Annotated in this window: 11 protein-coding genes and 1 tRNA gene; 6 read left to right on the top strand and 6 right to left on the bottom strand. The window is 69.5% G+C overall.

The genetic code is table 11. From position 1 onward, the window contains the following. The first annotated feature begins 2 nt into the window (after positions 1-2). A complete protein-coding gene (locus HMPREF0321_RS16825) occupies positions 3-1,235 on the top strand; it encodes an alpha/beta hydrolase (RefSeq protein ID WP_006947111.1) in 1,233 nt (410 codons plus the stop codon). A 115-nt stretch (positions 1,236-1,350) separates the two neighbouring features. Here the strand turns inward: HMPREF0321_RS16825 and HMPREF0321_RS12535 are convergent, their stop codons facing one another. The 4 genes from HMPREF0321_RS12535 to HMPREF0321_RS12520 all read right to left on the bottom strand — a co-directional run bounded on the left by HMPREF0321_RS12535 (position 1,351) and on the right by HMPREF0321_RS12520 (position 6,350). Further along, entirely contained in the window at positions 1,351-2,826 is a 1,476-nt protein-coding gene (locus HMPREF0321_RS12535) for a hypothetical protein (RefSeq protein WP_131940421.1), read from the bottom strand. Further along, the gene (locus HMPREF0321_RS12530) at positions 2,823-3,257 is read right to left on the bottom strand and encodes a hypothetical protein (RefSeq protein WP_006947121.1); all 435 of its coding nucleotides are present in this window, start codon (positions 3,255-3,257) and stop codon (positions 2,823-2,825) included. The genes HMPREF0321_RS12535 and HMPREF0321_RS12530 overlap by 4 nt, the downstream gene beginning before the upstream one ends. Continuing rightward, complete coding sequence (locus HMPREF0321_RS12525; RefSeq protein WP_040015042.1) at positions 3,254-3,634, bottom strand: hypothetical protein; 381 nt, start codon at positions 3,632-3,634, stop codon at positions 3,254-3,256. Before HMPREF0321_RS12525 ends, HMPREF0321_RS12530 begins: the two co-directional genes overlap by 4 nt. 370 nt (positions 3,635-4,004) lie before the next feature. Further along, positions 4,005-6,350, bottom strand: a complete 2,346-nt coding sequence (locus HMPREF0321_RS12520; protein WP_006947058.1) for a (Fe-S)-binding protein — start codon at positions 6,348-6,350, stop codon at positions 4,005-4,007. Positions 6,351-6,569: 219 nt separating this feature from the next. On the opposite strand from HMPREF0321_RS12520, the gene cysK reads away from it, so the two are divergent. After that, positions 6,570-7,502, top strand: a complete 933-nt coding sequence (gene cysK, locus HMPREF0321_RS12515; protein WP_006946929.1) for a cysteine synthase A — start codon at positions 6,570-6,572, stop codon at positions 7,500-7,502. A gap of 116 nt (positions 7,503-7,618) precedes the next feature. Continuing rightward, entirely contained in the window at positions 7,619-8,218 is a 600-nt protein-coding gene (gene epsC / locus HMPREF0321_RS12510; RefSeq protein WP_050786596.1) for a serine O-acetyltransferase EpsC, read from the top strand. A 171-nt stretch (positions 8,219-8,389) separates the two neighbouring features. Here epsC and HMPREF0321_RS12505 read toward each other — a convergent pair whose 3' ends face one another. Together HMPREF0321_RS12505 and HMPREF0321_RS16175 are read right to left on the bottom strand one after the other, a co-directional pair. Further along, positions 8,390-8,665, bottom strand: a complete 276-nt coding sequence (locus HMPREF0321_RS12505; RefSeq protein WP_006947090.1) for an HU family DNA-binding protein — start codon at positions 8,663-8,665, stop codon at positions 8,390-8,392. 171 nt (positions 8,666-8,836) lie between these two features. Continuing rightward, the gene (locus tag HMPREF0321_RS16175) at positions 8,837-9,271 is read right to left on the bottom strand and encodes a hypothetical protein (RefSeq protein WP_006946922.1); all 435 of its coding nucleotides are present in this window, start codon (positions 9,269-9,271) and stop codon (positions 8,837-8,839) included. 195 nt (positions 9,272-9,466) lie between these two features. Between HMPREF0321_RS16175 and HMPREF0321_RS12495 the strand changes: the two genes are divergently transcribed. The 3 genes from HMPREF0321_RS12495 to HMPREF0321_RS12485 all read left to right on the top strand — a co-directional run. Next, positions 9,467-9,551 (top strand) — tRNA-Ser (locus HMPREF0321_RS12495). Between the two features lie 308 nt (positions 9,552-9,859). Beyond that, positions 9,860-11,056 (top strand): pirin family protein, encoded by a 1,197-nt coding sequence (locus tag HMPREF0321_RS12490; RefSeq protein WP_006946936.1) that lies wholly within the window; start codon positions 9,860-9,862, stop codon positions 11,054-11,056. Between the two features lie 123 nt (positions 11,057-11,179). Further along, positions 11,180-12,572: GNAT family N-acetyltransferase (locus HMPREF0321_RS12485; protein WP_006947083.1), on the top strand; the 1,393-nt coding region annotated here is incomplete at its 3' end.

The following is a 12,572-nucleotide window of genomic DNA, read 5'->3' as shown; positions in this document are numbered from 1 at the left end:
CGATGGCCGACGAGAGCGACGACGACGTCACGTCGCTGCCGGCGCGCGCGGCCGTCGAGCTCAGCCGTCGTCTCGGCTCCGAGCTCGAGGTCGAGGTCGCCCCGGGGCAAGCAGATTCTCCGCGCGTACCGGACGGTGAAGCCACCCCCGTCGACGAGACCTCCCTCGGCGACAAAGTGGTCGGCCTCGCCGCCGACGCCGCCGATGCGCTGCTGCGCGACGACGAACTCGGCGACGAGGCGCTCGACGGTGTCACCGTCGATGACGACGCCGACGCCGTGAGGGCACCGCAGCGTGCCGCAACGACGCGTCGCGAGTCCGACGTGCTGGCGTCCACCAACCCGCCGACGCCCATGCCGCACGTGCATCGTCCTGAGGGTGAGGACGACGGGGACGAGCAGGATGACGGCAGGGCGGACCGCGACGGCGGGCGGGCCGGCGCCGGGGGTGCCGCCGCTCCTGACGCTCCCGCGCAAGACGGTTCGGCTGCCGTCGACGCCCCCCTGAGCGTGGAGGCGCCACAGCGTCCGGCGACGACGAAGCGCGGTGGTGCGGCCGTCGTCGCGAGTCCGTTGCTGACGATGCCGCGCGTGCGTCACCCCGAGGCGATCGTGCTGTTCGTCCACGGAGGCGACGTCGAAGGTCACCTGCGGATGCGTCGCGGTGACCCCGCCTACCTGCGCATCGTGCCGTTCGCGCGCGACGTCGAGCGTCGTAGCCACGGCCGAATCGGGGGTGCGACGCTGCGCCTCGCCGTCCGTGGGTGGAACGAGCCGGAGAAGCCGGCCGTCGAGGACACACGCTGGGCTCTCGGCGAGCTGCGCGATCGCTACCCGGGCGTGCCGATCGCCATCGCCGGCCACTCGATGGGTGGGCGGGTCGCGCTCGACATCGCGAGCAGCGAGGACGTCGCCGCCGTCGTGGCGCTCGCGCCGTGGGCGGCAGAAGCGTCCGAGCCCGCGACGTTCCGCACCATCCCGCTGCTCGGCATCCACGGCCGACGCGACACCGTGACCAACCCCGTCGCGACGAAGAAGCTCATCGACGACGTCGCGGCCCTCGGGGGCGACGCCCGCTTCGTCTCGATGCCGGGCTGGCACGCGATGCTGTGGGGCGCGCCGCGCTGGCACCGTGAGACGTCGCGGTTCCTCATCGACCACTTGCTCGACGGTGCCGCCCCGGGTGACGGCGACCGCGCCATCCCCGCAACCGGTGTGGAGAACGTCGAGACGTAGAGCGCCGGGGACGAAACCGTCAGCCCGGCCTCCAGGCCCTGACGGCGCACCGGCAGCGGCCCCGCGACTGCAGACGAAAATCGCCGGTGGGGACAGTAATCGCGGAGGGGCGCGGTCATGGCGAGGTCACCCGGTACTGCCCGGCGGGGCCGACGCCGAAGTTCGGCGTCGGTGACGGCTTGTGCGTCGTCTCCGACGTGCACGTCAGCGTCGGCGTGACGGCGTTCTGCGTTGCTTCGACGCCGGGCTCGCGCGAGGCGTCGTACCGGTAGGTGCGAGCCTCGCCCTCGAAGAACGGCGCCGCGCTGGTCTCGAAGTCGACGGCGGCGCTCGGCGGGCCGGGGCGTCCGCGTTCCTGACCCATGACGGCCTCGTAGTTCCACCGATACTTCTCGTGCGAGTGCGGCTCGATGATGCTCGTCGAACCCTTCGCGGTCACCGCCGACGTCGGGTCGTCGATGACGAGTCGGACGCGTCCAGGGTCGCCGTCACCGGTGGCCCGCCCGTCGATGCGATGGATGAAATCAGCCGAGTTCTCGATGTTGAGCGTACGCACCCCCGCGGGGAGCTTGGCGGCCCCGACCGGCGAACCGTACGTCGTGACGTGGGTGACGTTGAGACCGTCGGAGCGACGGCGCGCGAGGTTCGTCATCACCATGCCGCCCTGCGAGTGACCCACGAGCATGACCGGCTCGCCCTTGCCGAGCACGCCCTCACGCTGCATCGCATCGCGCAAGGCATCCCGGACGGCGACTTCGCCACCGCTGACGAGACCCGCCGCGGCGGCAACGTTGCCGGAGCCGTCGAGTGGCGTGCGGGCGTTCCAGGAGAACGTCGCGGTGCCGGGGATCATCGCGATCCAGCGGCCCTGGCCAGTGGCCGGGTCGACGACGCGCTGCACCTGGATGTGGGCGGAGTCGTTGCCGTTCTCGTACAGATCGTCGATGCGTCCCATGCTCTGGCCGACGCTGCGCACTGCGGGTGCGGGCCGGGGCGCATCGGGCCCGCTGACGATCGAGGTGGTGACGGGGTTCGGAGTGCCCAGCGCACGCACGAGGCCGATGTTGATGCCGGCGACATTCTCCTCGTACGAACCCGGCAGTCTCGCGTCGATGATGGCGACGACGTCACCGACGATCATCGCGGTCGTATCGGGCGAGGGCGCGTTGCCGGTCCATTGGCGCATCGAGATCTTCGCCAGAGTCACCGTCAGCGAGTACGTCGCGATGGCTGTTTTCATGTGGGCGACGGCGCAGGCTTCGGCGAGCTCGTAGGCGTCGAGCGAGGCGCTCACGAGAGTGCTGAGCAACTGCGCGCGCAGCGCCGTGGCCGTCAGGGTGGCCGCCAGATCGAGTGACGCCGTGGCGCATGTCGTGGCCGTGCCAGGGGAGAGGGCATCCCCGGTGAACGGCAGGCCCCAGCCGATCGACAGGCTCGTGGTGGAAGCGCTGCTCGCGTCACCGTGCGCCGTCGTCAGCGCGGCGGCGAGGGTGCGCAGATCAGCGAGGTTGGCGTCGACGGCGCTCGGGCCGGCGCTCTTCTTAGCGATGACGGTGCCTGTCACCGACGAGCTGGGCGGGTCGACTCTCATGCGGCGTGCTCCCATCCGGCGTCGGGACGCATCTCATCCTGGGCGTCGCCAGCCGCGAGGCAGCCGCTCGGCGCGCCCGATTGCGCATGGAGGCCGACGAGTGCCGCCACGACCTCGGCGCGAACGTCGAACCAGTCGCGTGTTGCGTCGTCGAACCCGACGTCGCACCACTCGCCGCCTCGGCGCGCTGCGATGAGGCAAGGTGTCGCGACCTCGTCCAGACAGCCGATGACGACGAGGTCGGCGTCGGCGTCGGGCGGGGCGTCGACGACGAGCTGTAGCACGGCGCTGACGACGTCCTCGGCGGCGTGGACGCTCGCGCCCCGGGTGCTCGCGAGGCGGAACAACCCGTCAGCGAAGGTGACCTCGAGCAACGACGTGTGTTGCCCGGCACGGGCTCGCACGAGCAGGAACGGCTGCGTCATCGTCATCCCCGCCAGTCGCCGTAGTGGGAGTAGTCGTACGGACCCTCGCTCTCGTCGCGGTGCAGGGCCTTGCCCACCTTCGACAGGCCATCGCGCGCGAGATCGATCGGCGCCATGACGACGTTGGTCACGCTGGTCTGATGCGATTCGACCGATGCGGCGTGCCGGCCGATGTCGGTCGCGAACGACGCCGCGTCGTCACCGCAGGCGTCGAGGTCGCGGGCGAACGAGGTGAGGACGCTGCGGCAATGGTCGGCCGCACCGGACGTCCACTGCGTCGTCGTGATGGTCGTGCGCAGATCCGTGGCGGACTGTGCGAGGTCGCTCGAGAGCAGGTCGGCTCGCCGCTGCTGCGCCCGGATGTCGTCTCCGAGAGTGCTCATGACGGCGACGCTAGGTCCCTGCGTCGCCCCCGCGCAGCCCGGGCGCCGCGACCCTGTGGATCAGCCCTCCCGAGAGCGTCGAAACGGCCCGTGGCCGTCACTGCCTGTGGATGACGAGGCCGCGCCGCCGGTCCGCCTCGTCGTCCAGATGCACCCGGGTGCATCTGGACGCACGAGGCGGGGGCGTGAGTAGCGGAACCCTGGCAGGCGAACTGGGATGGACGAACCCCGCTCAACGAACCTCGCTCAACAAACCCCGCCCGAGGCGCCCCATGAAACGACGAACGGGGCGCCCGTCCCGCTGATCTCTCAGCGGAACGAAGCGCCCCGGGTGTCAACCCTCGTGCCCGTGACGGGCGGGTGCGGCGGCTCAGACGGTCTGCGTCGCGCCCTCGTCGACGGCCTTCGTGTCCTCACCGCGACGCACCGCGGCGAGCAGCATGTTGGCGACGTCGACGACCTCGACCTCTTCGCGCGCGTTGCCGTCGCTCTGCTCGGCCGTGAGGCCGTCCGTCATCATGACGCGGCAGAACGGGCAGCCGATGGCGATGCGGTCGGCGCCGGTGGCGACGGCCTCCTTCGTACGGTTGAGGTTGATGCGCTCACCGAGCTTCTCCTCCATCCACATGCGGGCGCCGCCGGCGCCGCAGCAGAAGGACTTCTCGCCGGAGCGTTCCATCTCCTTGTACTCGACGCCGGGCAGCGACGCGATGAGTTCGCGCGGCGGCGCGTAGACCTGGTTGTGACGGCCGAGATAGCACGGGTCGTGGTACGTGACCGACTTGCCCGTCGACGCAGCGCCCGACTTGTCCTTCGGCTGCTGCGCGAACTCCTCCGGCGCCGCGACGGGCGTCAGCTTCTTCTCGCGCACGAGACGGTTGAGCAGCTGCGTGTGGTGGACGACCTCGTACTCGCCCCCGATCTGCGGGTACTCGTTCTTGATCGTGTTGAAGCAGTGCGCACACGTGACGACGATCTTCTTCGCCTTCGCCTCGTTGAGCGTCGCGACGTTCTGGCCGGCGAGCATCTGGAAGAGGATCTCGTTTCCGGCGCGGCGTGCCGGGTCGCCGGTGCAGCTCTCGCCGTCACCGAGGACGGCGAAGTCGACGCCCGCTGTGTGCAGCAGCTCGGCGACGGCGCGCGTCGTCTTCTTCGCACGGTCCTCGTAGGCGCCGGCGCAGCCGACCCAGAACAGCCACTCGACCTCGTCGGCGGATTCGACGTCGGAGCCGATGACCTTGACGTCGAACGGCAGGCCCTTGGCCCACTCGAGGCGAGCCCGCGCCGACATGCCCCACGGGTTCGACTTGTTCTCGAGGTTCTTGAACAGGCCCGCGAGTTCGGTCGGGAACGCGGACTCGATGAGCGTCTGGTAGCGACGCATGTCGACGATGTGGTCGACGTGCTCGATGTCGACGGGGCACTGCTCGACACAGGCGCCACACGTCGTGCACGACCACAGGACGTCCTCGTCGATGATGGCACCGGCCGCGTCACCGTTCGCGGTGGTGCCGGCCGGGTTGTACGCCGTCAGCGGGTTCGCGATGTCGTAGCCGGTCGAGCCGATGAGCGGCGTGCGCAGCAGGTCGACGCCGGAGTGGTCGGCGACCGTCGGCAGGCCCTTCTCGTCGACGGGCCCGGACGCGGCCGCAGCGGCCTGCAGGAACGGCGCCTTCGCGGCGGAGTGGTCGCGCAGCGTCATCATGAGCAGCTTGGGCGACAGCGGCTTCTCGGTGTTCCACGCGGGGCACTGGCTCTGGCAACGACCGCACTCGGTGCAGGTGGAGAAGTCGAGCAGGCCCTTCCACGTGAAGTCCTCGACCTTGCCGACACCCAGGACGGTGTCCTCGTCGAGCTCGAGCTCCTCGACGTCCTTGAGCGGCTCGCCGTCGACCATCATGGGCTTCGCGGCGCCGAGGGCCGTGCGGCCGTCCGCGTTGCGCTTGAACCAGATGTTCGGGAACGCGAGGAAGCGGTGCCAGGCGACACCCATCGTCGTGTTGAGCGAGATCGTGATCATCCACGCCATCGAGATGAGGATCTTGATCGCGGCGATGACGACGATGAGCTGCTCGAGGCCGTCCTTGCCGATCGACTCGAACGGCTTGCCGAGGAAGAACGTCATCGGGAAGTGCAGGACGCTCGCGTGGTGGCTGCCGTCGACGCGGCCCAGCGCGTACTCGAGCGCGCGCAGGCTGACGATGCACAGACCGACGCCGAAGATCGTGAACTCGACGTAGTAGGCCTGCCAGAACGACGAACCGAAGAAGCGCGACTTGCGGCCGTCCTTGCCGGCCGAACGGCCCGGGTGGTTCTTGCGGCGGTTCCAGATGAGCCAGCAGATGCCGAGGAAGCCCGTCCACGCCATGAACTCGGTCAGCCACTCCCAGGGAGCGAACGTTCCGATGATCGGCAGCGTGAAGTCGGGGTTGAAGATCTGGCCGTAGGCGGTGACCAGGGTGAAGAACAGGATGCCGAAGCTGATCATCGTGAACCAGTGCGCGACGGCGACGATCGGCAGGCGGGACATGCGCGTGTGTCCGAGGAACTCGCGCAGCAACGTGACGGTTCGCGCACCGGGGTTGTCCGTGCGCTTTTCGGGTGCGCCGACCTTGAACCGCGCCACCATCTGTGCCACGGCGCGCACGAGCAGCGAGACGCCGATGACGGTGATGACGACGCAGATCACTGCGGCGACGATCTGGAGGGCTGACATGGGCCCCAGTCTAGACGGGGCTACCGGCCGGTAACCCGGGGGCGGGGCGATGTCGTGTCCATTTCGAATTAGTCAACGAGCACGTGTGCTATTGCCTGGCCCGTGGGCATAAACGTAGATAACGCAGAGTTGGTAAAGTCATAAGCAGTCATCGCACCGCGTCTGCTCGCCTCCTTGGGGCGAGATTGGACGCGCCGCCACCGTCGAAAGGCCCCCCTCATGCCCATCCTCGCCAACGTCACTGAGGCCATCGGCAACACGCCGCTCGTGCGCATCAACCGCATCATCGACGCCCCCGACGTCACCGTCGCGGCGAAGCTCGAGTTCAGCAACCCCGCCGCCTCCGTCAAGGACCGCATCGGCAAGGCGATCGTCGAGGCCGCGGAGGCCTCCGGCGAGCTGAAGCCGGCCGGGACGATCGTCGAGGCGACCTCGGGCAACACCGGCATCGCGCTCGCCATGGTCGGCGCCGCCAAGGGCTACGACGTCGTGCTGACGATGCCCGAGTCGATGTCGAAGGAGCGTCGCGCGCTGCTCAAGGGCTTCGGCGCCGAACTCGTCCTCACCCCCGCCGCCGAGGGCATGAAGGGCGCCGTGACGAAGGCCGAGGAGATCGCCGCCGAGCGTGACGGCGCCGTCCTCGCCCGCCAGTTCGCGAACACGGCCAACCCCGAGGTGCACCGCAAGACCACCGCCGAGGAGATCTGGCGCGACACCGACGGCGCCGTCGACATCGTCATCGCCGGCATCGGCACCGGCGGCACGATCACCGGCATCGGCGAGGTGCTCAAGGAGCGCAAGCCCGACGTGAAGATGATCGCCGTCGAGCCCGCTGAGTCGCCGATCCTCAACGGCGGTCAGGCCGGGCCGCACAAGATCCAGGGCATCGGCGCCAACTTCGTGCCCGACATCCTCAATACCGACATCTACGACGAGGTCATCGACATCGACGCCGAGACCTCCGTCGAATGGGCGCGCAAGGCCGCGACGCAGGAGGGGCTGCTCGTCGGCCTGTCGTCCGGCGCCGCACTCGCCGCAGCCTCGCAGGTGGCAGCGCGCCCCGAGAACAAGGGCAAGACGATCGTCGTCATCATCCCCAGCTTCGGTGAGCGCTACCTGTCGACGATCCTGTTCGAGGGCATCGTCGACTGACATCCGTCTCATCGGCCGGGCGCGTGGTGCTGCACCGCGCGCCCCGGCGTTCGGGCACCCCGGGCGGGTGCGCCGATGATGAGCAGAGCTGTTGGGCGAGAGTCGAGTTCGAGGAGATGACGGTGGCGAAGAACCCGTTGACGCGTGCAAGGGCTGCGCTGGAGACGATGAACGAGGACGTCGACGCGGCCCTCGCACGCGACCCCGCCGGGGGTTCGCGGTTGGAGATGGCGCTCGCCTCGCCTGGTCTGCACGCTGTGTGGAGCCACCGGGTCACGCATGCGATGTGGCAGCGCGGCGGCCGCTGGAAGCTGCCGGCGCGTCTCGGATCGCAGGTGACGCGGGCCGTCACCGGCGTCGAGATCCATCCCGGTGCGACGATCGGTCGGCGTTTCTTCATCGATCACGGCATGGGCGTCGTCATCGGGGAGACGAGCGAGATCGGCGACGACTGCATGCTCTACAACGGCGTCAACCTGGGCGGGCGGACGCTCGCGAAGGTCAAGCGTCACCCGACGCTCGGGGACGGCGTGACGGTGGGCGCGGGCGCTCGTATCCTCGGCCCGATCGTCGTGGGCGATGGCGCTCAGGTCGGCGCGAACGCCGTCGTCGTCAAGGACGTGCCCGCGACGGGCGTCGCCGTCGGTGTGCCCGCGAAGGTGCGGGTGCCCGCCGTCGAGCACGACCCGTTCAGCGACCCTGCCGTCTACATCTGATCGTGTGCACTGCCCCCGCGTTGACCTCGATGTTGCCCGGGTTTCTGGGGATCGATTGCCCGAAAGCCGGGCAACATTGTCGGGTGACTGGCGCGCGGCCAGGCATGACGAAGGGGGCCGTTTCACCCCGATGTGGTGAAACGGCCCCCCCTTCGTCTCAGATCAGGCAGTTCAGCCCTTGGCGGCGGCCTTGAGCTTGGAACCGGCCGTCACCTTCGCGGCGTAGCCGGCCGGGATCTCGATCTCGGCGCCCGTCTGCGGGTTGCGGCCCGTGCGGGCGGCGCGCTCGACACGCTCGATCGTGAGCAGGCCGGGGAGCTGGATCTTGTCACCGCGGCCGACGGCCTCGATGATGACGTCGTTGAGGCCGGCGAGGACGGCGGTGGCGTCCTTGACGCTGACGCCGGTGCGCTGGGCGATGGTGCTGGCGAGGTCACTGCGGTTCATGAATCAATCCTGTTCTATCCGACTGGTCGTGGCCGAGACAGCCACCCGAAGGGCTGTGTTAGGCCGCGCTGTCTGCGAATCTACGCGAAATCCCGCGAGATGTCGCGCCTGACGCGGGGTTCGTCGCACGTCGTGCGCCTCGAGCGTCAGGGCGAATCGAGTGGGTGGGGGTCAGGGGAGCTTCTCGCCGCCGGGGCCGAAGCCGCTCGTGTCGGCGTGAAGGTCGCCCTTGGAGTCGCGGTGGATCGTCTCGGGCAGGTCGCTGTCGTCCTTCGCAGCGTGCTTGCCGCCGGACGTCTTCGACGAGACGGCGTCCTTCGCGTCGGCGGCCTTGGAGGTCGTCGCGTCCTTGGCGTCCGACGCCTTGCTCGCGACGCCATGCGCTGCGTCCTTGCTGACGTCAGCGGCCTTCTGGCCGACAGCCGCGGCGACGACGGGCGCCTTGGCCTTGACGGTCTCCGTCGCGGCGGTGACCTTGTCCTGCACGGCAGGGTTGCTCCAGGCCTTGTCGGCCTGCTTCTTGATCTGCTCGTAGCGCTTCTCCCCAGCGCGCGTACCGAGGACGTAGCCGACGACGCCGCCGGCGAGGAAGGAGATCTTGCCCATGATGTGGCTCCATTTCATGTGAACGGACAACTTGCCGTCGAGCCTACCCAATCTGCGTTGGCGCGCCAGTGCCTTACGATGGTTTCTCGTTGCCCGGTTGCCGTGCGACGCCTGGGTTCGGCCCTGCTGGGAGCGTCGATGACGATGCGCTCGAAGGGTCGTTGCGCGTGGTGTTCGCGGTTGGTGCAGCGACGAGGAGGGCTCGCATAGTGGCCGAGTGCACCGGTCTTGAAAACCGGAGTTGGGAAACCAACCGTGGGTTCAAATCCCACGCCCTCCGCAGATGAGTAGGACCCCCGCCGGATCAGCGACGAAGTCGCCCGGCGGGGGTCCTACTCATCTGCGGCATGACAGGCTGGGGATTTGGCAGGAGCGACGCGCGAGTGAGTGATAGCGAGCCTGCGCGGCGCGACGGTTCCCACGACCTCCCTCCTAACGGTGCAGAGCGACCCAACTGCGATTTTCGTCCACATCTGCGATTTTCGTGCACAACGATCGGCCGACTGTTGCTCCTGCACACCGTGGGTGCTTGGGTGACATGAGGGCCCCATTCGTCGGGGCTGACGGTCGACACCAGGGAGCGCTGAAATGCTCGACGACACCCAGGACACAGGCGCCCGCACCACCGCCACGCATCACGCCGGCGCCGGCGCCTACCCGTCCGGCATCCAGGGCGACGGTGTTCACGACAACACCCACCCGCCATACCCGCGCGACGGCGCTCTTGGAACCACTACCCGCGACGTCGGTGCCCGCACGTCAGGCGCCGACGCCGACGTCAGGGCCGCCGGTGGACTCGACCCTGCAGGTGCGATCGTCGCCCAGGCGAACGAGGCGCCCACCGCAGAACGCCCCGTCGAGGGCGTCGTTCAGGTTCTCTCACCCCGCCAGGTTCCGCTCGGCGGGCTGCGTGCCCTCGAGGTGCGACGCACCCTGCCGCACCGCGACCGCTCGTTCGTCGGGGCGTGGTGCTTCGTCGACCACTACGGCCCGGAACGCGGCGTCGGCATGGACGTGCCGCCGCACCCCCACACCGGGCTGCAGACGGTCTCGTGGTTGTTCGAGGGCGCCATCGAACACCATGATTCTGGTGGCGCGCACGCCGTCGTCCGCCCCGGCGAGGTCAACCTCATGACGAGCGGCCACGGCATCGTCCACTCCGAGGTCTCGACGCCCGGCACCGAGACGCTGCACGGCGTCCAGCTCTGGGTGGCACTGCCCGACGTGACCCGCGACGGCGACCGCGCGTTCGAACATCACGCGCCCGAGTGCGTGCCGCTACCGAGCGGTCAGGGTTCGGCGCTCGTCTTCATCGGCGAACTGCGCGGCGTCGCCGGTTCGCCGATCGTCACGCACACGCCGCTGCTCGGCGCCGAATTGCGCCTCGACGCGGGCGCGCGTGTCACCCTCGATGTCGACGAGGGGTTCGAGCACGGCATCCTCGTCGACACCGGCACGGTCACCCTCGACGGCGCGCGCCTCGAACGCGGCGACCTCGGCTGCGTCGACGAAGGCCGCGCGACGCTGACGCTCGACGTCGGTGATGAGCCCGCGCGCGTCATCCTGCTCGGCGGCACGCCGTTCGAGGAGGAGATCGTGATGTGGTGGAACTTCATCGGCCGCAGCCACGACGAGATCGTCCTCGCGCGCGACGAATACGAGGCGGGTGCAGAGCGTTTCGGCTCGGTCGAGGGATATGTCGGCGACGTCGAGCGCATCCCCGCGCCGACCATGCCCCCGGTTCGCCTGCGCCCGCGTAACCGTCGCGGGCGCGGCGGAGGGTGACGATGGCTCGCGAACGCGACACACGTCGCATCGCGACGAACCCGCCGACCATATGCCCAGCCCCGCAACGAGGACCGCCCGTCGCATGACTCGCTCAGCCCGACCCCATCGAAGGAGAACGCCGTGTCCGACCTGACGTTGACGAAGAACACCGACGCCAACCGCTACGAGGCGTGGGACGGTGACGCCCTCGCCGGGTTCGCCGAATATCAACTCACCGATCAGCTCATCGTGTTCACGCACACCGAGGTCGATCCGAGCTACGAGGGCAAGGGCGTCGGCTCACAGGTCGCGAGGTTCGCGCTCGACGACGTGCGCGCCGACGGCACTCACGACGTGCTGCCACTGTGCCCGTTCATCAAGGGCTGGATCGGGCGTCACCGCGAATACGTCGACCTCGTCCACGGCGCACCCGAGACCACGGCGAAGGACGGACGCATGCCCGCCGAGCCCAAGGGTCCTGACGGCGTGCCCCGCGTCGACAGTCCGGACGCGGCCACCGATCCTCACCGCCCGTCCGAGTCTGACGGCACTGACGGCGTGCGCCGCGTCGACGTCATCGTCATCGGTGGCGGGCCGACGGGCGAGAACGTCGCTCAGTACGCCCATGACGGTGGGCTGAGCGTCCTGCTGATAGAGGGCGAACTGCTCGGCGGTGAGTGCTCCTATTACGCGTGCATGCCGAGCAAGGCGCTGCTGCGCCCGCTCGACGTCAGGGCGACCAGCGAGCACCTGCCCGGCCTGCGGCCCGCCGAGCTCGACGTCGCAGCGCTGCTCGCACGCCGCGACGCGTGGGTCTCGCACTACGACGACACCTCCCAGCTCGACTGGGCGACGGGCGCAGGCCTCGACGTCATGCGCGGCCACGCGCGTCTCATCGGCGAGAAGACGGTGAGCGTGAGCTCGGACGGCGGCGCGAGCACCGTCGTCGAAGCGGACGTCGCCCTCGTGCTGGCGACGGGTTCGGTGCCCGTCGTCCCGCCGATGTTCGCCGACCTGCACGCCTGGGGGTCGCGTGACGCGACGGGCGTCGTCGAGGTGCCTGACCGGCTCGTCATCGTCGGCGGCGGGGTCGTCGCCTGCGAAGCCGCGACGTGGATGCGCGCCCTCGGCAGCAGCGTCACGATGCTCGTGCGCGGTGATGCGCTGCTCACGGACCAGGAACCATTCGCCGGCGCGGCCGTCCTCGACGCGCTGCGTACGGCCGGCGTCGACGTCCGCCTCGCCACCCGAATCACCGACGCCAGCCGCGCCGGCGCCGCCGACACCGGCCTCGGTCGCGTGCACGGCGGGCCGGTGACGCTCACCGTCGAACGAGATGAATCGGGCAGCGAGCGGATCGTCGCCGACGAACTCCTGCTCGCCACCGGCCGTCGCCCGCGCCTCGACGACGTCGGTCTCGACGCGGTCGGCGTCAACGCGGACGACGTGCGCGCCGGGCGCCTGCCGACCTGGCTGCACGCCATCGGTGACGCCGGCGGCGGCGGCCCCCTGACAAACAAGGGGAAAGAAGAAG

Source organism: Dermacoccus sp. Ellin185 (assembly GCF_000152185.1).
GTDB lineage: Bacteria > Actinomycetota > Actinomycetes > Actinomycetales > Dermatophilaceae > Dermacoccus > Dermacoccus nishinomiyaensis.
This window is presented reverse-complemented; position numbering and strand designations above follow the sequence as displayed.

Excerpts from the sequence above, each read along its gene's own strand:
- HMPREF0321_RS12530 (WP_006947121.1), bottom strand. The coding sequence starts at position 3,257 with ATGACGATGACGCAGCCGTTCCTGCTCGTGCGAGCCCGTGCCGGGCAA.
- HMPREF0321_RS12505 (WP_006947090.1), bottom strand. The coding sequence starts at position 8,665 with ATGAACCGCAGTGACCTCGCCAGCACCATCGCCCAGCGCACCGGCGTC.
- cysK (WP_006946929.1), top strand. The coding sequence starts at position 6,570 with ATGCCCATCCTCGCCAACGTCACTGAGGCCATCGGCAACACGCCGCTC.
- HMPREF0321_RS12520 (WP_006947058.1), bottom strand. The coding sequence starts at position 6,350 with ATGTCAGCCCTCCAGATCGTCGCCGCAGTGATCTGCGTCGTCATCACC.
- HMPREF0321_RS16175 (WP_006946922.1), bottom strand. The coding sequence starts at position 9,271 with ATGGGCAAGATCTCCTTCCTCGCCGGCGGCGTCGTCGGCTACGTCCTC.
- HMPREF0321_RS12525 (WP_040015042.1), bottom strand. The coding sequence starts at position 3,634 with ATGAGCACTCTCGGAGACGACATCCGGGCGCAGCAGCGGCGAGCCGAC.
- HMPREF0321_RS12535 (WP_131940421.1), bottom strand. The coding sequence starts at position 2,826 with ATGAGAGTCGACCCGCCCAGCTCGTCGGTGACAGGCACCGTCATCGCT.
- HMPREF0321_RS12490 (WP_006946936.1), top strand. The coding sequence starts at position 9,860 with ATGCTCGACGACACCCAGGACACAGGCGCCCGCACCACCGCCACGCAT.
- HMPREF0321_RS16825 (WP_006947111.1), top strand. The coding sequence starts at position 3 with ATGGCCGACGAGAGCGACGACGACGTCACGTCGCTGCCGGCGCGCGCG.
- epsC (WP_050786596.1), top strand. The coding sequence starts at position 7,619 with ATGACGGTGGCGAAGAACCCGTTGACGCGTGCAAGGGCTGCGCTGGAG.